The organism is Streptomyces sp. NPDC031049 (genome assembly GCF_055571015.1).
In genome coordinates, this window is sequence record NZ_JBVIGC010000021.1 from 25,697 (window position 1) to 45,510 (window position 19,814).

The 19,814-nt window shown below is 70.5% G+C and carries 16 protein-coding genes; 2 read left to right on the top strand and 14 right to left on the bottom strand.

Going from position 1 to position 19,814, the window contains the following annotated elements:
* Positions 1 to 196: 196 nt before the first annotated feature.
* Complete coding sequence (locus ACZ45Q_RS28755) at positions 197 to 1,135, top strand: M56 family metallopeptidase (protein ID WP_468266573.1); 939 nt, start codon at positions 197 to 199, stop codon at positions 1,133 to 1,135.
* Between the two features lie 59 nt (positions 1,136 to 1,194).
* Here ACZ45Q_RS28755 and recQ read toward each other — a convergent pair whose 3' ends face one another.
* Positions 1,195 to 3,168, bottom strand: coding sequence for a DNA helicase RecQ (recQ, locus tag ACZ45Q_RS28760; RefSeq protein ID WP_468266575.1), 1,974 nt, complete (start codon positions 3,166 to 3,168; stop codon positions 1,195 to 1,197).
* Between the two features lie 241 nt (positions 3,169 to 3,409).
* Between recQ and ACZ45Q_RS28765 the strand changes: the two genes are divergently transcribed.
* Complete coding sequence (locus tag ACZ45Q_RS28765) at positions 3,410 to 4,012, top strand: Uma2 family endonuclease (protein ID WP_468266577.1); 603 nt, start codon at positions 3,410 to 3,412, stop codon at positions 4,010 to 4,012.
* Positions 4,013 to 4,091: 79 nt separating this feature from the next.
* Here ACZ45Q_RS28765 and nuoN read toward each other — a convergent pair whose 3' ends face one another.
* Genes nuoN through ACZ45Q_RS28830 form a run of 13 tightly spaced genes read right to left on the bottom strand, consistent with a single transcriptional unit; the run spans position 4,092 to position 19,811 of the window.
* The gene (nuoN, locus tag ACZ45Q_RS28770) at positions 4,092 to 5,750 is read right to left on the bottom strand and encodes an NADH-quinone oxidoreductase subunit NuoN (protein ID WP_468266579.1); all 1,659 of its coding nucleotides are present in this window, start codon (positions 5,748 to 5,750) and stop codon (positions 4,092 to 4,094) included.
* Positions 5,747 to 7,318 carry an NADH-quinone oxidoreductase subunit M gene (locus tag ACZ45Q_RS28775; protein WP_468266581.1) on the bottom strand — a complete coding sequence of 524 codons (1,572 nt, stop codon included), beginning with the start codon at positions 7,316 to 7,318 and terminating at the stop codon, positions 5,747 to 5,749. Before ACZ45Q_RS28775 ends, nuoN begins: the two co-directional genes overlap by 4 nt.
* 5 nt (positions 7,319 to 7,323) lie before the next feature.
* The gene (gene nuoL, locus ACZ45Q_RS28780; RefSeq protein WP_468266583.1) at positions 7,324 to 9,288 is read right to left on the bottom strand and encodes an NADH-quinone oxidoreductase subunit L; all 1,965 of its coding nucleotides are present in this window, start codon (positions 9,286 to 9,288) and stop codon (positions 7,324 to 7,326) included.
* 15 nt (positions 9,289 to 9,303) lie between these two features.
* On the bottom strand, positions 9,304 to 9,603 hold the full coding sequence (nuoK, locus tag ACZ45Q_RS28785) for an NADH-quinone oxidoreductase subunit NuoK (RefSeq protein ID WP_037929353.1): 300 nt from the start codon (positions 9,601 to 9,603) through the stop codon (positions 9,304 to 9,306).
* Complete coding sequence (locus ACZ45Q_RS28790) at positions 9,600 to 10,442, bottom strand: NADH-quinone oxidoreductase subunit J (RefSeq protein WP_468266585.1); 843 nt, start codon at positions 10,440 to 10,442, stop codon at positions 9,600 to 9,602. The genes nuoK and ACZ45Q_RS28790 overlap by 4 nt, the downstream gene beginning before the upstream one ends.
* Entirely contained in the window at positions 10,439 to 11,080 is a 642-nt protein-coding gene (nuoI, locus tag ACZ45Q_RS28795; RefSeq protein WP_468266587.1) for an NADH-quinone oxidoreductase subunit NuoI, read from the bottom strand. Before nuoI ends, ACZ45Q_RS28790 begins: the two co-directional genes overlap by 4 nt.
* Positions 11,073 to 12,473: an NADH-quinone oxidoreductase subunit NuoH gene (gene nuoH, locus ACZ45Q_RS28800; protein WP_468266589.1), complete on the bottom strand. Its 1,401-nt coding sequence runs from the start codon at positions 12,471 to 12,473 to the stop codon at positions 11,073 to 11,075. The genes nuoI and nuoH overlap by 8 nt, the downstream gene beginning before the upstream one ends.
* Positions 12,470 to 14,974 carry an NADH-quinone oxidoreductase subunit G gene (locus tag ACZ45Q_RS28805; protein WP_468266591.1) on the bottom strand — a complete coding sequence of 835 codons (2,505 nt, stop codon included), beginning with the start codon at positions 14,972 to 14,974 and terminating at the stop codon, positions 12,470 to 12,472. Before ACZ45Q_RS28805 ends, nuoH begins: the two co-directional genes overlap by 4 nt.
* Positions 14,971 to 16,323, bottom strand: coding sequence for an NADH-quinone oxidoreductase subunit NuoF (gene nuoF, locus ACZ45Q_RS28810; protein ID WP_468266593.1), 1,353 nt, complete (start codon positions 16,321 to 16,323; stop codon positions 14,971 to 14,973). The genes ACZ45Q_RS28805 and nuoF overlap by 4 nt, the downstream gene beginning before the upstream one ends.
* Positions 16,320 to 17,189, bottom strand: coding sequence for an NADH-quinone oxidoreductase subunit NuoE (gene nuoE / locus ACZ45Q_RS28815; protein WP_468266595.1), 870 nt, complete (start codon positions 17,187 to 17,189; stop codon positions 16,320 to 16,322). Before nuoE ends, nuoF begins: the two co-directional genes overlap by 4 nt.
* Entirely contained in the window at positions 17,186 to 18,508 is a 1,323-nt protein-coding gene (locus ACZ45Q_RS28820) for an NADH-quinone oxidoreductase subunit D (protein WP_468266597.1), read from the bottom strand. Before ACZ45Q_RS28820 ends, nuoE begins: the two co-directional genes overlap by 4 nt.
* Positions 18,505 to 19,260 carry an NADH-quinone oxidoreductase subunit C gene (locus ACZ45Q_RS28825; protein ID WP_468266599.1) on the bottom strand — a complete coding sequence of 252 codons (756 nt, stop codon included), beginning with the start codon at positions 19,258 to 19,260 and terminating at the stop codon, positions 18,505 to 18,507. The genes ACZ45Q_RS28820 and ACZ45Q_RS28825 overlap by 4 nt, the downstream gene beginning before the upstream one ends.
* Positions 19,257 to 19,811 carry a NuoB/complex I 20 kDa subunit family protein gene (locus ACZ45Q_RS28830; protein WP_468266601.1) on the bottom strand — a complete coding sequence of 185 codons (555 nt, stop codon included), beginning with the start codon at positions 19,809 to 19,811 and terminating at the stop codon, positions 19,257 to 19,259. Before ACZ45Q_RS28830 ends, ACZ45Q_RS28825 begins: the two co-directional genes overlap by 4 nt.
* Positions 19,812 to 19,814: the final 3 nt, after the last annotated feature.

Sequence of the window (19,814 nt, forward strand, 5' to 3'; positions counted from 1 at the left end):
GAGGCGGATGCCGGCGCGGGGCGCCCTCCTGCGGGCGTCCCGCCCCGGAACTTCGCCGCATCCGACGGTCGTCAGCACCTGACTCACACCGCCCGTCCCCGTCATACTGGCGGCGGGCGGTGTGCGCGTCGCTCCCTTCCCGCCCGCACGAACCAGAGCCGAAGCCGCCTTCCGACCAGGAACCGGAGCCCGTGGCATGACCGTCTGCCTGCTCCTGCTGAGCGTCGTCGCCCTGACCGCCGCCGTGCCCGCGCCGCGTGCGCTGACCCGCGCCACCTGGCCCGAGCGGGATCCCGTCGTCGCGCTGTGGGTGTGGCAGTGCCTGGTCGCCACCGTGCTGCTGAGCTGCCTGACGGCTCTGGCGCTGAGCGCCGCCGCCATCTTCGGCACCGTCCGCGCCCAGCTCTTCGCCCCCGCGCCGCCCGCGGTGACCGAGGCGTACAACCTCTCCGCCGGCCCGGCCTGGGCCGCCGCCCTCACCCTGCTGCTGGCCTGCGGCGCCGCCTGGACGACCGCCATGCTCGGCCGTGAGCTGGTCGAGGCCCGCCGGCGCCGCGCCCGCTCCCGCGCCCACCTGCGCGAGCGCGCTCCCGACCTGCCGGCCGGGCTGCCCGCCGAACGCGGCCCGCTCCTGGTCCTGGAGGACGAGTACCCGGACGCCTGGTGGATGCCGGGCAACCCGCCCCAGCTGATCGTCACCACCGGCGCCCTGCACCGCCTCACCGACCACCAGCTCGACGCCGTCCTCACCCACGAGCGCGGCCACGCCCGCGCCCGCCACGACTGGCTGCTCCACCTCTCCACCGCACTGGCCACCGGCTTCCCCCGTATCCCGCTCTTCGCCCACTTCTGCGACCAGACCCACCGCCTGGTCGAACTCGCCGCCGACGACACCGCCTCCCGCCGCTGCGGCCACCTCACCACCGCGCTCGCCCTGATCGAGCTGAACCAGCACCGGGGCGTGCTGTCCTGCGCCTCCAGCCACCGTCTGCTCGGGGAGCGCGTCGACCGCCTCCTGGAACCCCAGCCCCGCCCACGGCGCCGCCACCGCGCACTGACGTCGACCGTGGCGGCACTGGTGCCGCTGATCCCCCTGCTGATCACCTTCGCACCGGGCCTGACGGCGCTGTCCTGACGCTCCTGCGGGGCGGTCGCCGCCCGGCTGGGCAGTCGCCGCCCGGCTCCGGGGAGCGGCTATCTCAGGTCCGTGTGCCCCGGGTCCGGCTCGTCCTCGGGCCGGTCGTCCGGGCCGCCGTCGGACGCCGTCGCCGGGTCGCCCGCGCCGCCCAGTCCGGCCAGTACCGCCAGCACGCCTTCCCCGTACGTCGTCAGCTTCTTCTCGCCGACGCCGCTGATGCCGCCGAGCTGCTCGATCGACGTCGGCCACACCGTGGCGATCTCGCGCAGCGTGGCGTCATGGAAGATCACGTACGCCGGGACGCCCTGCTCGCGGGCCTGCTCCGCACGCCAGGCGCGCAGCGCCTCGAAGGCGGGCAGCAGTTCCTCGGGGAGCTCGGCCGCGGCGGCCTTGGGCTTGCGCTCGCCCCGCGACCCGCCCGACGCGCGCGCCGCCGCCGGCTTCTTCGGCTCCTTGCGCAGCGGCACCTCCCGCTCGCGGCGCAGCACCGCCGCGCTGGCGTCGGTCAGCACGAGCGTCCCGTACTCCCCTTCGACGGCGAGCAGCCCCTGGGCCAGCAACTGCCGGACGACGCCCCGCCACTCGCCCTCGGTCAGCTCCTCTCCGATACCGAACACGGAGAGCTGGTCGTGGTCGAACTGGATCACCTTGGCGGTCCGCTTGCCCAGCAGGATGTCGATGATCTGTCCCGCGCCGAACTTCTGCCCGCGCTCGCGCTTGAGCCGCACCACCGTCGACAGCACCTTCTGCGCGGCGACCGTGCCGTCCCAGGTCTCGGGCGGGGTCAGGCAGGTGTCGCAGTTGCCGCAGCCCGCCTCGTCCGGGTCCTGCCCGAAGTAGGCGAGGAGCTGGCCGCGGCGGCACCGGACGGTCTCGCACAGCGCCAGCATGGCGTCCAGGTGGGCCTGGGCGCGGCGGCGGAACGCCTCGTCGCCCTCGCCGGACTGGATCAGCTTGCGCTGCTGGACGACGTCGTTGAGGCCGTAGGCCATCCACGCCGTCGACGGGAGTCCGTCGCGGCCGGCGCGGCCGGTCTCCTGGTAGTAGCCCTCGACCGACTTGGGCAGGTCGAGGTGGGCGACGAAGCGCACGTCCGGCTTGTCGATGCCCATGCCGAAGGCGATGGTCGCCACGACCACCAGGCCCTCCTCGCGGAGGAAGCGCGCCTGGTGGGCGGCGCGGGTGCCGGCGTCCAGGCCCGCGTGGTACGGCACCGCCTCGATGCCGTTGCGGGTCAGGAACTCGGCCGTCTTCTCGACCGAATTGCGCGAGAGGCAGTAGACGATGCCCGCGTCGCCGGGGTGCTCCTCGCGCAGGAAGCTCAGCAGCTGCTTCTTGGCGTCGGTCTTCGGCACGATCCGGTACTGGATGTTGGGCCGGTCGAAGCTCGCCACGAAGTGGCGGGCCGCCGGCATGTTCAGCCGCTCGGTGATCTCCCGGTGGGTCGCGCGGGTGGCCGTCGCCGTGAGCGCGATCCGGGGCACGTCGGGCCAGCGCTCGCCGAGCAGCGAAAGGGACAGGTAGTCGGGCCGGAAGTCGTGACCCCACTGCGAGACGCAGTGCGCCTCGTCGATCGCGAAGACGGCGATCTTTCCGCGGGAGAGCAGCTCGAGGGTGCTGTCCAGGCGCAGCCGCTCGGGGGCCAGGTAGAGCAGGTCCAGCTCCCCGGCCAGGAACTCGGCCTCGACCATCCGTCGCTCGTCGAAGTCCTGCGTCGAGTTCATGAACCCCGCACGCACGCCCAGCGCACGCAGTGCGTCCACCTGGTCCTGCATGAGCGCGATGAGCGGCGAGACCACGATGCCCGTACCGGGCCGGACCAGGGAGGGGACCTGGTAGCAGAGCGACTTGCCGCCGCCGGTCGGCATGAGCACGACGGCGTCGCCGCCGGCCACCACATGGTCGATGACCGCTTCCTGCTCACCGCGGAACGCCTCGTAGCCGAAGACCCGGCGCAGCGCGGCGAGCGCCCCACCGTCCGTCGCCGTCCCTGTCGTCCTGGTCTCGCCGATCACTGCCGTCCCGCCCATCGTCCTGTCCCCCGTACGTCCTGCCCCGTCCCGGCCACCTCGTCAAGCACTCCCCCGAGCACTGCCTCCACGATAGGGCCCCGCACCGACACCCCCGGGAGTTATCCACAGGCCGCCCTTCTCACCGTCCGCCCCGGCCCCGTCAAGGACACGATCGTCGTTCACACGTTCGCGGGAGACCCGCCCGTTTCCGGCGGATAGTCTGATTGCACCGGCGAGACTCCGTCCCATGGGAGCTTTGATGAGCGTCGCACCGAAGGCGTCCACGCCCACCTGGCCGATCCCTCCCGAGGGCGGCTGGACCGCCGACGACCTGGACCGCCTCCCGAATCTGCCTCCGCACACGGAACTGATCGACGGGAGCCTCGTCTTCGTGAGTCCGCAGACACTCTTCCACTCGCGTGCTGTCGACTTCTTCAATTGGCAGCTGCAGTCCCTCGCCCCGGCGGAATTCGAGGTCGTCCGCGAGTTCACCATCGACATCGACCGGCAGAACCGGCCCGAGCCCGATGTGATCGTGGTCCGCGCGGACGTGGTCGAGGACCCGGAGCAGACCCGCTACCCGGCCGCTGCCGTCACGCTGGCCGTCGAGGTCGTCTCGGCCGACTCCGTCTCCCGCGACCGCGAGACCAAGCCTCTGAAGTACGCCCGCGCGGGCATCCCGCACTACTGGCGGGTCGAGAACGACAAGGGCCTCGCCGCCGTCCACGCCTTCGAGCTGGAGCCCACCACCGGCGCCTACACCGGCGTGGGCATCTTCCGGGAGCGCATGAAGGTGAGCGCTCCCTTCCCGGCGGACCTCGACCTCACCGGCATCAGGCCGCGCCGCGGCGGCGGCGAGTGAGCACCCCAGCGCGGCAGAGGGCGGCCCGGCACCCCCCGAAGGGTGCCGGGCCGCCCCGTACCGCGTGCGCCGTGCCGCGTCAGCGCACGAACACCCCCGCCTGTCCGGCGAGGTCCAGGAAGTACTGCGGTGCCACACCGAGCACCACCGTGACCGCGACGCCGATGCCGATCGCCGTCATCGTCAGCGGCGACGGCACCGCGACCGTCGGGCCCTCCGGACGGGGCTCGCTGAAGAACATCAGCACGATGACCCGGATGTAGAAGAACGCCGCGATCGCCGACGAGATCACGCCGATCACGACCAGCGGGACCGCGCCGCCCTCCGCCGCCGCCTTGAACACGGCGAACTTGCCCGCGAAGCCGGAGGTCAGCGGAATGCCCGCGAAGGCCAGCAGGAACACCGCGAACACCGCCGCCACCAGCGGCGACCGGCGGCCCAGCCCCGCCCACTTCGACAGGTGCGTCGCCTCGCCGCCCGCGTCCCGCACCAGCGTGACCACGGCGAACGCGCCGATCGTCACGAACGAGTACGCCGCCAGGTAGAACAGGACGGAGGAGATGCCGTCGGGCGTGACCGCGATGACACCCGCCAGGATGAAGCCCGCGTGCGCGATCGACGAGTACGCCAGCAGCCGCTTGATGTCGGTCTGCGTGATCGCGACGATCGCGCCGGCCAGCATGGTGACGATCGCCACCGCCCACATCACCGGCCGCCAGTCCCAGCGCAGGCCGGGCAGGACCACGTAGAGGATGCGGAGCAGGGCGCCGAAGGCCGCCACCTTCGTGGCCGCCGCCATGAACCCGGTCACCGGCGTCGGCGCGCCCTGGTACACGTCCGGCGTCCACATGTGGAACGGCACCGCGCCCACCTTGAACAGCAGGCCCATGACGACCAGGGCGGAGCCGACGAGGAGCAGCGCGTCGTTGCCCATGGTCTGCGCGAGCGCCGGGGTGACGGTCTGCACCGTGCCGTCGACGACCTGCGCGATCGTGCCGTACGACATCGAGCCCGCGTAGCCGTAGAGCAGGGCGATGCCGAACAGGGTGAACGCGGAGGCGAACGCGCCGAGCAGGAAGTACTTGACCGCCGCCTCCTGTGACATCAGCCGCTTGCGGCGGGCCAGCGCGCACAGCAGGTACAGCGGCAGGGAGAAGACCTCCAGGGCCACGAACAGCGTCAGCAGGTCGTTGGCCGCCGGGAAGATCAGCATGCCGGCCACCGCGAACATCAGCAGCGGGAACACCTCGGTGGTGGTGAAGCCGGCCTTGACCGCCTTCTTCTCGCTGTCGCTGCCCGGCACGGACGCCGCCTGGGCGGCGAAGGAGTCGACGCGGTTGCCGTGCGCGGCCGGGTCGAGACGGCGCTCGGCGAAGGTGAACAGACCGACCAGTCCGGCCAGCAGGATGGTGCCCTGCAAGAAGAGGGCGGGTCCGTCGACGGCGATCGCGCCCATCGCCGCGATGCCCGCCTTGGTCGTGCCGTATCCGGTCGACGCGAGCGCGACGACCGCGGCGAAGGCGGCGGTGAGCGCGACGGCGGACACGAACATCTGCACGTAGTAGCGGGACCGGCGCGGGACGAACGCCTCGACGACGATCCCGAGGATCGCCGCGCCGACGACGATCAGGGTGGGCGCGAGCTGCCCGTACTCGATCTTGGGAGCATCGATCTTCGCGATCGGTTCGGCCGCGGTGGCCGCCGTTGTCCACAGGCTGTGGACGGCTGTTGCGCTCACTTGGCCGCCTCCACCTCGGGCTGGGGGTCCTTCTTCTGTACGTCCGACATGGTCTGCTCGACCGCCGGATTGACCACGTCCGTGAGCGGCTTCGGGTACACGCCCAGGAGGATCAGCAGGGCGACCAGCGGCCCCACCACCACCAGCTCACGCAGCCGCAGGTCCGGCATCTTGGCGACCTCGGGCTTCACCGGGCCCGTCATCGTCCGCTGGTACAGGACGAGGGTGTAGAGCGCGGCGAGGACGATGCCGAAGGTGGCGATGATGCCGACCACCGGATAACGCGTGAACGTGCCGACCAGGACCAGGAACTCGCTCACGAAGGGCGCGAGGCCCGGCAGCGACAGCGTCGCCAGGCCGCCGATCAGGAAGGTGCCGGCGAGCACCGGTGCGACCTTCTGCACACCGCCGTAGTCGGCGATGAGCCGCGAGCCGCGCCGCGAGATGAGGAAGCCGGCCACCAGCATCAGCGCGGCGGTGGAGATGCCGTGGTTGACCATGTAGAGCGTCGCTCCGGACTGGCCCTGGCTGGTCATCGCGAAGATGCCCATGATGATGAAGCCGAAGTGGGAGATCGACGCGTAGGCCACCAGCCGCTTGATGTCCCGCTGGCCGACCGCCAGCAGCGCGCCGTAGATGATGCTGACCAGCGCCAGGACCAGGATGACGGGCGTCGCCCACTTGCTGGCCTCCGGGAACAGCTGGAGGCAGAAGCGGAGCATCGCGAAGGTGCCCACCTTGTCCACCACCGCCGTGATCAGCACGGCGACCGGTGCGGTGGATTCCTGCATGGCGTTGGGCAGCCAGGTGTGCAGCGGCCACAGCGGCGCCTTCACCGCGAAGGCGAAGAAGAAGCCGAGGAACAGCCAGCGCTCGGTGCTGGTCGCCATCTGAAGCTCGCCGCTCGCGCGGGCCTGCGCGATCTCCGTGAGGGAGAAGTTCCCGGCGACCACGTACAGGCCGATCACCGCGGCCAGCATGATCAGACCGCCGGCCAGGTTGTAGAGCAGGAACTTCACCGCCGCGTACGACCGCTGCGTCGCCGCCGCCTTCTCACCGTGCTCGTGGGCACGGTCCCCGAAGCCGCCGATGAGGAAGTACATCGGGATGAGCATGGCTTCGAAGAAGATGTAGAAGAGGAAGACGTCGGTGGCCTCGAAGGAGAGGATCACCATCGCCTCGACCAGCAGGATCAGCGCGAAGAAGCCCTGGGTGGGCCGCCAGCGCCGGCTGCCGGTCTCCAGCGGGTCGGCGTCGTGCCAGCCCGCGAGGATGATGAACGGGATCAGCACGGCGGTCAGCGCGATGAGCGCCACCGCGATGCCGTCCACGCCCAGCTCGTACCTGACGCCGAAGTCCGCGATCCAGGCGTGGGACTCGGTGAGCTGGTAGCGGTCGCCGCCGGGGTCGAAGCGGACCAGCACCGTGATCGCGAGAGCGAGTGTGGCCAGCGAGAACAGCAGCGCGAGCCACTTGGCCGCGGTGCGCTTCGCGGCCGGCACGGCGGCCGTGGCGATCGCCCCGACGGCCGGGAGCACCGCCGTCGCTGTCAGCAGGGGAAAGGACATCGGTATCAGACCGCCCTCATCAGCAGGGTCGCGGCGACGAGGACCGCCGCACCGCCGAACATCGAGACCGCATACGAGCGCGCGAAGCCGTTCTGAAGCTTGCGCATCCGCCCGGACAGGCCGCCGACCGAGGCCGCCGTGCCGTTGACCACGCCGTCGACCAGGCTGTGGTCGACGTACACCAGGGAGCGCGTGAGGTGTTCGCCGCCGCGGACCAGGACCACGTGGTTGAAGTCGTCCTGGAGCAGGTCGCGGCGGGCGGCCCGGGTGAGCAGCGAGCCTCGCGGGGCGACGGCCGGGACCGGGCGGCGCCCGTACTGCGCCCAGGCGATCGCGACGCCGACGACCATCACGGCGACCGTGGACAGCGTCACCGTGAGCGCGCTGACCGGCGGGTGGCCGTGCGCGTGGTCGGTGATCGGCTCCAGCCAGTGCACGAAGCGGTCCCCGATGCTGAAGAACGCACCGCCGGCGACCGACCCGACGGCCAGCACGATCATGGGGATCGTCATGACCTTGGGCGATTCGTGCGGGTGCGGCGGTGTGTACTCGCCGCGCGTCTCGGCGGCGGGCTCCACGTCCGGCTGGGCCGGGGACGGCGTCGGGGCGTTGCGCCAGCGCTCCTCGCCGAAGAACGTCATCAGCATCACGCGCGTCATGTAGTACGCCGTGATGGCCGCGCCCAGCAGGGCCACGCCGCCGAGGATCCAGCCCTCGGTGCCGCCCTTGGCGAACGCCGCCTCGATGATCTTGTCCTTGGAGAAGAAGCCGGACAGGCCCGGGAAGCCGATGATGGCGAGGTAGCCGAGGCCGAAGGTGACGAAGGTGACCGGCATGTACTTGCGCAGTCCGCCGTAGCGGCGCATGTCGACCTCGTCGTTCATGCCGTGCATGACCGAACCGGCGCCGAGGAACAGGCCGGCCTTGAAGAAGCCGTGCGTCACCAGGTGCATGATCGCGAAGACGTAGCCGATGGGGCCGAGGCCCGCGGCCAGCACCATGTAGCCGATCTGCGACATGGTCGAGCCGGCCAGCGCCTTCTTGATGTCGTCCTTGGCGCAACCGACGATCGCACCGAACAGCAGCGTGACCGCGCCGACGATGGCGACCACCAGCTGCGCGTCGGGCGCGCCGTTGAAGACGGCCCCGGACCGGACGATCAGGTAGACGCCCGCCGTCACCATCGTCGCGGCGTGGATGAGGGCGGAGACCGGGGTCGGGCCCTCCATCGCGTCCCCGAGCCAGGATTGCAGCGGCACCTGGGCGGACTTGCCGCAGGCGGCGAGCAGCAGCATCAGGGCGATGGCGGTGAGCTTGCCCTCGCCGGCCTCACCGGCGAGTCCCGCTTCCCCGTGGCCGCCGAGCACCGGCCCGAAGGCGAAGGTGCCGAACCACAGGAACATCAGCATGATCGCGATGGACAGGCCCATGTCGCCGACGCGGTTGACGAGGAAGGCCTTCTTCGCGGCCGTGGCGGCACTGGGCTTGTGCTGCCAGAAGCCGATCAGCAGGTAGGAGGCGAGGCCCACGCCCTCCCAGCCGACGTACAGCAGCAGGTAGTTGTCGGCGAGGACCAGGATCAGCATCGCCGCGAGGAACAGGTTCAGGTAGCCGAAGAAGCGGCGGCGGCGCTCGTCGTGCTCCATGTACCCCACGGAGTACAGGTGGATCAGCGAGCCGACACCGGTGATCAGCAGGACGAACGTCATCGACAGCTGGTCGAGCCGGAAGGCGACGTCGGCCTGGAAGCCTTCGACCGGGATCCAGCTGAACAGGTGCTGGGTGAGGGTGCGGTCCTCGGCGCCCTTGCCGAGCATGTCGGCGAAGAGGACCAGGCCGAGGGCGAAGGACACGGCGGCGAGCAGGGTGCCGATCCAGTGTCCGACGGCGTCCAGCCGGCGTCCACCGCACAGCAGGACCGCCGCTCCGAGCAGGGGCGCCGCCACCAGCAGCGCAATCAAGTTCTCCACGATTGAGCGACCCCTCTACAGCTTCATCAGGCTGGCGTCGTCGACCGAGGCCGAATGGCGGGAACGGAACAGGGACACGATGATCGCGAGCCCCACCACGACCTCCGCGGCGGCGACGACCATCGTGAAGAACGCGATGACCTGGCCGTCGAGATTGCCGTGCATCCGGGAGAAGGCGACGAAGGCGAGGTTGCAGGCGTTGAGCATCAGCTCGACGCACATGAACACGACGATCGCGTTGCGCCGGATCAGCACGCCGGTGGCGCCGATCGTGAACAACAGGGCCGCTAGGTACAGATAATTGACGGGGTTCACTTCGACGCCTCCTCGGCCCGCTTGAAGGTGGCCGGACCGACCGCCTTGCGCTCCAGCCGCTCCTCGGCGCGCTGCTCCAGCGCCCGCAGGTCGTTGAGCGCCTCCTGCGACACGTCACGGATCTGGCCGCGCTCGCGCAGCGTCTTGCTGACCGTGAGGTCGGACGGCGTGCCGTCGGGCAGCAGCCCGGCGATGTCGACGGCGTTGTGCCGGGCGTACACACCGGGCGCCGGCAGCGGCGGCAGGTAGGTGCCCTCGCGCACCCGCTGCTCGGCCAGCTCCCGCTGGGTCCTGGCCCGCTCGGTGCGCTCGCGGTGGGTGAGGACCATGGCGCCGACGGCGGCCGTGATGAGCAGGGCGCCGGTGACCTCGAAGGCGAAGACGTACCTGGTGAAGATGAGGGACGCGAGGCCCTCCACGTTGCCGTTCGCGTTCGCCTGGCCGAGGCCGGTGAACTCCGTCAGGGCGGCGTTGCCGATGCCGCCGACCAGGAGGATGCCGAAGCCGAGCCCGCACAGCAGGGCCAGCCAGCGCTGTCCCCTGATGGTCTCCTTCAGGGAGTCCGCCGCGGTGACGCCGACGAGCATCACGACGAACAGGAACAGCATCATGATCGCGCCGGTGTAGACGATGATCTGCACGACACCGAGGAAGTAGGCGCCGTTGGCCAGGTAGAACACCGCCAGCACGATCATGGTCCCGGCGAGGCAGAGCGCACTGTGCACGGCCTTCTTCATGAAGACGGTGCACAGGGCGCCGATCACGGCGACCGTGCCGAGGATCCAGAACTGGACTGCCTCTCCGGTGGAGGTGGAGTAGGCGGCGAGCTGCTCGGTCATCGGCCGATCACCTTCTCGGAGGCCGGCTCGGTCCCGCCGAAGGTCGAGTCGCCCTCCTGGACCACCTCGCCCTCGGAGTGCGCGACCTGCTGCTGCGTGCCGGGCGCGGCCTCCGTCACCAGGCCCCGGTAGTAGTCCTGCTCGTCGGTCCCGGGGTAGATGGCATGGGGGGTGTCGACCATGCCCTCCTCCAGACCGGCGAGCAGCTGCTCCTTGGTGTAGATGAGGTCGGCCCGGCTGGAGTCGGCCAGTTCGAACTCGTTGGTCATCGTCAGCGCGCGCGTGGGGCACGCCTCGATGCACAGGCCGCACAGGATGCAGCGGGCGTAGTTGATCTGGTAGACGCGGCCGTACCGCTCGCCCGGCGAGTAGCGCTCCTCGTCGGTGTTGTCCGCGCCCTCCACGTAGATCGCGTCGGCGGGGCACGCCCAGGCGCACAGCTCGCAGCCGACGCACTTCTCCAGGCCGTCGGGATGGCGGTTGAGCTGGTGCCGTCCGTGGAAGCGCGGAGCGGTGGTCTTCTGCTGCTCCGGGTACTGCTCGGTGAGCCGCTTCTTGAACATGGCCTTGAAGGTCACGCCGAAGCCGGCCACGGGGTTCTGGAAACCGGGCTTGGTGTCCTTGGGTTCCTCAGCCATCGGACGCCTCCTTTCCATCCGTTGATCCGCCCAGGGGTCCGTCACTGTGAGTATCGGGCCCGCCACTGACAATCAGCTCTCGCTCCCGGCGCGGGCGGCGGCGCGGCACCGGCGGCAGCTCCTGTCCCGGCAGCGGCGGTACGGGGAACCCGCCGGCCATCGGGTCGAACGCGGGCGGCTCCTGGACGGGCTGTTCGGCCCGCTTGGACCTGTCGCGGAACATGTCGACGACGAAGGACAGCACCAGCAGGACGATGACGGCGCCGGCGATGTACAGGGCGATGTCCCCGAAGCCGTAGTTCTCGTTGCGCAGCGCCCGCACGGTGGCGACCATCATCAGCCACACCAGGGAGGCCGGGATGAGGACCTTCCAGCCGAGCTTCATCAGCTGGTCGTAGCGGACCCGCGGGAGGGTGCCGCGCAGCCACACGAACATGAAGAGCAGCGTCAGGAGCTTGCCGGTGAACCAGAGCATCGGCCACCAGCCGTGGTTCGCGCCCTCCCAGAAGGTGCTGATGGGCCACGGGGCCCGCCAGCCGCCGAGGAAGAGGGTGACGGCGACGGCCGAGACGGTCACCATGTTGATGTACTCGGCCAGCATGAACATCGCGAACTTGATGGACGAGTACTCGGTGTTGAAGCCGCCGACCAGGTCGCCCTCGGACTCCGGCATGTCGAAGGGGGCGCGGTTGACCTCGCCGACCATCGTCACCATGTAGATGAGGAAGGACACCGGCAGCAGCACCAGGTACCAGCGGTCCGCCTGCTGCTCGACGATCGCCGACGTCGACATCGACCCCGAGTAGAGGAAGACGGAGGCGAACGCGGCGCCCATCGCGATCTCGTACGAGATCATCTGCGCGCACGAGCGCAGGCCGCCGAGCAGCGGATAGGTCGACCCGGAACTCCAGCCCGCCAGCACGAGGCCGTAGATGCCGACCGAGGCGACCGCGAGGATGTACAGCAGCGCGATCGGCAGGTCGGTGAGCTGCATCGTGGTGCGCTGACCGAAGATCGAGATCTCGTTGCCGGCCGGTCCGAAGGGGATCACCGCGATCGCCATGAACGCGGGGACGGCCGCGACGACCGGCGCGAGGACGTACACCACCTTGTCGGCGCGCTTGACGACGACGTCCTCCTTGAGCATCAGCTTCACGCCGTCGGCGAGCGACTGGAGCATGCCCCAGGGGCCGTGCCGGTTCGGGCCGACGCGCCGCTGCATCCAGGCGACGACCTTGCGCTCCATCACGATGGAGATCAGCACGGTCACCATCAGGAAGGCGAAGCAGAAGACCGCCTTGATGAGGATCAGCCACCAGGGGTCGCGGCCGAACATCGACAGGTCTTCCGCGGCGAGGACCGTCAGGTCCTCGGTGGCGAGGTACGGGCTCATGCCTCCACCTCCTTGGGGGCCTCGCCGACGGACGTCGCCGGGCCGATGCGGACGAGGGCTCCGGGCAGCGCCCCGGCGTCGGAGGCGACGCCGGTACCGGTGGAGTTCAGCGGCAGCCAGACCACCCGGTCGGGCATCTCGGTGATCTGCAAGGGCAGTTCGACGGTGCCGGCGGTGCCGGTGACCGCGAGGACGTCGCCGTCCTCGACGCCGGCCTCGGCGGCCGTGGCGGCGGACAGCCGGGCACGGGCGGCGTGCCGGGTGCCGGCGAGCGCCTCGTCGCCCCGCTGGAGCACGCCCTGGTCGAGCAGGAGCCGGTGCCCGGCGAGCACGGCCTCCCCGGCGGCGGGCCGGGGCAGCGCGCCCGCGGTCTCGACCGGCTCGCCGGCCGTCGGCCCGTCCCACGCACCGAGCCGGTCGATCTCCGCGCGCACGGTCCGCAGGTCCGGCAGTCCCAGGTGGACGTCCATGGCGTCGGCCAGCATTTGCAGCACGCGCGCGTCGGTCGGCGCGGGGCGGCGGGTCATCTGGTCGGGCTTGAGCGCCGCCTCGAAGGAGCGGACCCTGCCTTCCCAGTTGAGGAAGGTGCCGGCCTTCTCGGCGACCGCCGCGACGGGCAGGACGACGTCGGCGAGTGCGGTGACCTCGCTGGGCCGCAGCTCCAGCGAGACCACGAAGCCGACCTCCGCGAGTGCCGCACGCGCGCGTGCCGGGTCGGGCAGGTCGGCGATCTCCACGCCCGCCACCAGCAGCGCCTGGAGTTCGCCGCTCTCGGCTGCCTCCAGGATCTGGCCGGTGTCGCGGCCGTAGCGGTGCGGCAGGTCGGCGACGCCCCAGGCGGCGGCGACCTGCTCACGCGCGCGCGGGTCGGTGGCCGGACGCCCGCCCGGCAGCAACGACGGCAGCGCGCCCGCCTCGATCGCGCCGCGCTCGCCGGCCCGGCGCGGGATCCACACCAGCCGGGCGCCGGTCGCCGCCGCGGTCCGTACGGCCGCGGTGAGACCACCGGCGACGGCGGCCAGCCGCTCACCGACGACGATCACCGCGCCCTCGGTGCGCAGCGCCTCGGCCGCGGCGGTTCCCGGGTCCTCCAGGCCGACGCCGCTCGCGAGCGCGTCCAGCCACTCGGTCTCGGTGCCGGGGGCCGCCGGCAGCAGCGTGCCGCCGGCCTTCTCCAGGCCGCGCGTGGCGTGCGTGGCCAGCGAGAACACCCGCTGCCCGTGCTTGCGCCAGGCCTTGCGCAGCCGCAGGAAGACGCCGGGCGCCTCCTCCTCGGCCTCGAACCCGACGAGCAGCACGGCCGGTGCCTTCTCCAGGGCGGTGTAGGTGACACCCGTGCCGTCGAGGTCACGGCCGCGGCCGGCGATCCGGGCGGCCAGGAAGTCGGCCTCCTCACCGCTGTGCACGCGCGCGCGGAAGTCGATGTCGTTGGTGTCGAGCGCCACGCGCGCGAACTTGCTGTACGCGTAGGCGTCCTCCACGGTGAGCCGCCCACCGGTCAGGACACCGGTACGGCCCCGGGAGGCGAGCAGCCCCTGTGCGGCGATCTGGAGCGCCTCCGGCCAGGAGGCCGGTTCCAGGTCGCCCTCGGCGTTGCGGATCAGCGGTGTGTCGAGGCGGTCCCGCAGCTGCGCGTACCGGAACGCGAAGCGTCCCTTGTCGCAGATCCACTCCTCGTTGACCTCGGGGTCGTTGGCCGCGAGGCGGCGCATGACCTTGCCGCGCCGGTGATCGGTGCGGGTGGCGCAGCCGCCCGAGCAGTGCTCGCACACGCTCGGGGAGGACACCAGGTCGAAGGGGCGGGAGCGGAACCGGTACGCGGCCGAGGTGAGCGCGCCGACCGGGCAGATCTGGATGGTGTTGCCGGAGAAGTACGACTCGAAGGGGTCGCCCTCGCCGGTGCCGACCTGCTGGAGCGCGCCGCGTTCGAGTAGTTCGATCATCGGGTCGCCGGCGACCTGGTTGGAGAACCGGGTGCAGCGGGCGCACAGCACGCACCGCTCGCGGTCGAGCAGCACCTGCGTGGAGATGGGCACGGGCTTCTCGAAGGTCCGCTTCTTCCCCTCGAAGCGGGACTCCTCGTTGCCGTGCGACATCGCCTGGTTCTGCAACGGGCACTCGCCGCCCTTGTCGCAGACCGGGCAGTCCAGGGGGTGGTTGATGAGCAGCAGCTCCATCACCCCGTGCTGGGCCTTCTCGGCGACCGGCGAGGTGAGCTGGGTCTTGACCACCATCCCGTCGGTGCAGGTGATGGTGCAGGACGCCATGGGCTTGCGCTGGCCCTCGACCTCGACGATGCACTGCCGGCAGGCGCCGGCCGGGTCGAGGAGCGGGTGGTCGCAGAACCGGGGGATCTCGATGCCGAGCTGCTCGGCGGCCCGGATGACCAAGGTGCCCTTGGGCACGCTGATCTCGATGCCGTCGATCGTCAGCGTCACGAGGTCCTCGGGCGGGACCGCGGCCTCTCCCCCGCCGGAGGGAGCGCTCGTGGTCACAGTCATGCGTTCACCTCCGTACGGTGGTCGGCCCAGGCCGTCGACCTGGCCGGGTCGAAGGGGCAGCCACGGCCCGTGATGTGCTGCTCGTACTCCTCACGGAAGTACTTGAGCGAGGAGAAGATCGGCGAGGCGGCGCCGTCGCCGAGGGCGCAGAACGACTTGCCGTTGATGTTGTCGGCGATGTCGTTCAGCTTGTCGAGGTCCTCCATCGAGCCCTTGCCGGCCTCGATGTCGCGCAGCAACTGCACGAGCCAGTACGTCCCCTCGCGGCAGGGGGTGCACTTGCCGCAGGACTCGTGGGCGTAGAACTCGGTCCAGCGGGTGACGGCGCGGACCACGCAGGTCGTCTCGTCGAAGCACTGGAGGGCCTTGGTGCCGAGCATGGAACCCGCCGCGCCCACTCCCTCGTAGTCGAGGGGCACGTCGAGGTGCTCGTCGGTGAACATCGGCGTGGAGGAGCCGCCCGGTGTCCAGAACTTCAGCCGGTGGCCGGGGCGCATCCCGCCGCTCATGTCGAGGAGCTGGCGCAGCGTGATGCCGAGCGGCGCCTCGTACTGGCCGGGCCTGGCGACGTGGCCGCTGAGCGAGTAGAGCGTGAAGCCCGGGGACTTCTCGCTGCCCATCGACCTGAACCATTCCTTGCCCTTGTTCAGGATCGCGGGAACCGACGCGATGGATTCGACGTTGTTCACCACAGTCGGGCAGGCATAGAGGCCTGCCACCGCAGGGAAGGGGGGACGAAGCCGCGGTTGGCCCCGGCGGCCTTCGAGCGAGTCGAGCAGCGCGGTCTCCTCACCGCAGATGTACGCGCCCGCGCCCGCGTGCACGGTGACGTCGAGGTCGAGTCCGCTGCCCAGGATGTTCTCGCCGAGGAAGCCCGCCGCGTAGGCCTCGGCGACGGCCGAGTGCAACCGCCGCAGCACGGGGACGACTTCACCCCGCAGATAGATGAAGGCATGCGACGACCGGATGGCGTAGCACGCGATCACGATGCCCTCGATGAGGCTGTGCGGGTTCGCGAAGAGGAGCGGGATGTCCTTGCAGGTTCCCGGCTCCGATTCGTCGGCGTTGACAACTAGATAGTGAGGCTTGCCGTCCCCCTGGGGAATGAACTGCCACTTCATTCCGGTGGGGAACCCCGCGCCGCCGCGTCCGCGCAGACCGGAGTCCTTGACGTACGCGATCAGGTCGTCCGGCGACATCGCCAGCGCCTTGCGGAGCCCCTCGTACCCCTCGTGCCTCCGGTAGACGTCCAGGGTCCAGGACTCGTCCTCGTCCCAGAAGGCCGACAGCACGGGTGCGAGCAGCTTCTCCGGGCTGGTGTCCTTGATCTCGGCTGCCAAGGTCATCACTCCCCCTCCTCGGCGACAGGGCCCGACGGGTGGGACGGGTCGGAGGCCGATGTGTCCTGCGGCGCGTCGTGCGAGCTGAGGTGCTCCGTCGGCGACGGGTCGTGCACGGCCCGTCCCTCGGCGTCGTGCGGCCCGCCGTCCCGCGGGTGCACCACGCGCGCGGCGGAGGTCTCGCCCTTCGCCAGCTTCAGGCCGATCAGGGAGGCGGGTCCGCCGCTCCCCCCGGCCTCGAGGGCGCCCTCGCGCTCGTCGGGGAAGCCCGCCAGGATCCGGGCGGTCTCCTTGAAGGTGCACAGCGGCGCACCGCGCGTGGGCGTGACCGGCCGTCCCGCGCGCAGGTCGTCGACGAGCCGCCGGGCGCTGTCCGGGGTCTGGTTGTCGAAGAACTCCCAGTTGACCATCACGACGGGGGCGTAGTCGCAGGCCGCGTTGCACTCGATGTGCTCCAGGGTGACCTTGCCGTCGTCGGTGGTCTCGCCGTTGCCGACGCCCAGGTGTTCCTGGAGCTCTTCGAAGATGGCGTCGCCGCCCATGACCGCGCACAGGGTGTTGGTGCAGACCCCGACCTGGTAGTCGCCGGAGGGGCGGCGCCGGTACATGGTGTAGAAGGTCGCGACGGCGGTCACCTCGGCGGTGGTCAGACCGAGCACGTCCGCGCAGAACCGCATCCCGGTGCGCGTGACGTGGCCCTCCTCCGACTGCACCAGGTGCAGCAGCGGCAGCAGGGCGGACCGGGAGTCCGGGTAGCGGGCGACGATCTCGCGCGCGTCGGACTCCAGTCGCGCTCGGACGTCGTCCGGGTAGTCGGGCGCGGGCAGCTCGGGCATGCCGAGGCTGACACCCTGCTCCGAGGAACTGGTGGTCACCGGTCGACGCCTCCCATCACGGGGTCGATGGACGCGACGGCGACGATGACGTCGGCGACCTGGCCGCCCTCGCACATCGCCGCCATCGCCTGAAGGTTGGTGAAGGACGGGTCCCGGAAGTGGACCCGGTAGGGACGGGTGCCGCCGTCGGAGACGACGTGCGCCCCGAGTTCGCCCTTGGGCGACTCGACCGCCACGTAGGCCTGTCCCGGTGGGACGCGGAAGCCCTCGGTGACCAGCTTGAAGTGGTGGATCAGGGCCTCCATGGAGGTGCCCATGATCTTCTTGATGTGGTCGAGGGAGTTGCCGAGCCCGTCCGGTCCCAGGGCGAGCTGGGCCGGCCAGGCGATCTTCTTGTCGCCGACCATGACCGGGCCGGGCTCCAGCCGGTCCAGGCACTGCTCGATGATCCTGAGCGACTGGCGCATCTCCTCCAGGCGGATCAGGAAGCGGCCGTAGGCGTCGCAGGTGTCGGCGGTCGGGACGTCGAAGTCGTACGTCTCGTAACCGCAGTACGGCTGCGCCTTCCGCAGGTCGTGCGGCAGGCCGGTGGAGCGCAGGATGGGGCCGGTCGCGCCGAGCGCCATGCAGCCGGCCAGGTCGAGGTAGCCGATGTCCTGCATCCGGCCCTTGAAGAGGGGGTTCCCGGTGGCGAGCTTGTCGTACTCCGGGAGGTTCTTCCTCATCTGCTTCACGAACTCGCGGATGTGGTCCACCGAGCCCGGGGGCAGGTCCTGGGCGAGTCCGCCGGGGCGGATGTAGGCGTGGTTCATCCGCAGGCCGGTGATCAGCTCGTAGATGTCGAGAATCAGTTCACGATCACGGAAGCCGTAGATCATGATCGTGGTGGCGCCGAGTTCCATGCCGCCGGTGGCGATGCACACCAGGTGGGAGGAGAGCCGGTTCAGCTCCATCAGGAGCACCCGGATGATCGTGGCGCGGTCGGGGATCTCGTCCTCGATGCCGAGCAGGCGCTCGACCGCGAGGCAGTACGCCGCCTCGTTGAAGAACGAGGTCAGGTAGTCCATGCGCGTCACGAACGTGGTGCCCTGGGTCCACGTCCGGTACTCGAGGTTCTTCTCGATGCCGGTGTGCAGGTAGCCGATGCCGCAGCGGGCCTCGGTGACGGTCTCGCCGTCGATCTCCAGGATCAGGCGGAGCACACCGTGGGTGGAGGGGTGCTGGGGACCCATGTTGACGACGATGCGCTCGTCGTCGGCGCGGGCCGCGGACTGGACGACCTCGTCCCAGTCGCCGCCGGTGACCGTGTAGACGGTGCCTTCGGTGGTCTCCCGAGGGGAGGCGTGGGAAGTGCTCATGAGTACGACCTCCGCTGGTCCGGAGCCGGGATCTGGGCGCCCTTGTACTCGACGGGGATGCCGCCGAGGGGGTAGTCCTTGCGCTGCGGATGGCCCTGCCAGTCGTCCGGCATCATGATCCGCGTCAGGGCCGGGTGACCGTCGAAGACGATGCCGAAGAAGTCGTACGTCTCGCGCTCGTGCCAGTCGTTCGTCGGATAGACGGAGAACAACGACGGGATGTGCGGGTCGCTGTCGGGGGCGCTGACCTCCAGGCGGATCAGCCGGTTGTGGGTGATCGAGCGCAGGTGGTAGACGGCGTGGAGCTCGCGGCCCTTGTCGTTCGGGTAGTGGACGCCGCTGACGCCGGTGCACAGCTCGAAGCGCAGGGCCGGGTCGTCGCGCAGGGTGCGGGCGACGCGGACCAGGTGCTCGCGTTCGATGTGGAAGGTCAGCTCGCCGCGGTCGACGACCGTCTTCTCGATGGCGTTCTCGGGCAGCAGGCCCTGTTCCTCCAGCGCGCCCTCGAGTTCGTCGGCGACCTCGTCGAACCAGCCGCCGTACGGCCTGCTCGCCGGCCCCGGGAGTCGGACCGAGCGGACCAGTCCGCCGTAACCGGAGGTGTCGCCGCCGTTGTTGGCGCCGAACATGCCGCGCTGGACGCGGATCTCCTCGCCGCCCTGGCCCCGCTGACCGGGGAGGTTCTCGGCGGAGAGGTCCTTCTCGGGGTTCACGCCGCCCGCGCCGCCCGCGGTGCCGTTCGCGTCGCTCATCGCAGCAGCCCCTTCATCTCGATGGTGGGCAGGGCCTTGAGCGCCGCCTGCTCCGCCTCCTGGGCCGCCTCCTCGGCGTTCACACCGAGCTTGGAGTTCTGGATCTTCTGGTGCAGCTTGAGGATGGCGTCCACCAGCATCTCCGGCCGTGGCGGGCAGCCGGGCAGATAGATGTCGACCGGGACGATGTGGTCGACGCCCTGGACGATCGCGTAGTTGTTGAACATGCCGCCGGAGGAGGCGCAGACCCCCATGGAGATCACCCACTTGGGGTTCGGCATCTGGTCGTAGACCTGCCGCAGCACCGGCGCCATCTTCTGACTGACCCGGCCCGCGACGATCATGAGGTCCGCCTGCCGCGGTGAGCCGCGGAAGACCTCCATGCCGAAGCGCGCCAGGTCGTAGCGACCGGCGCCGGTGGTCATCATCTCGATGGCGCAGCACGCCAGGCCGAAGGTGGCGGGGAAGACCGACGCCTTGCGCACCCAGCCCGCGGCCTGCTCGACGGTGGTCAGCAGGAAGCCGCTCGGCAGCTTTTCTTCGAGTCCCATGAC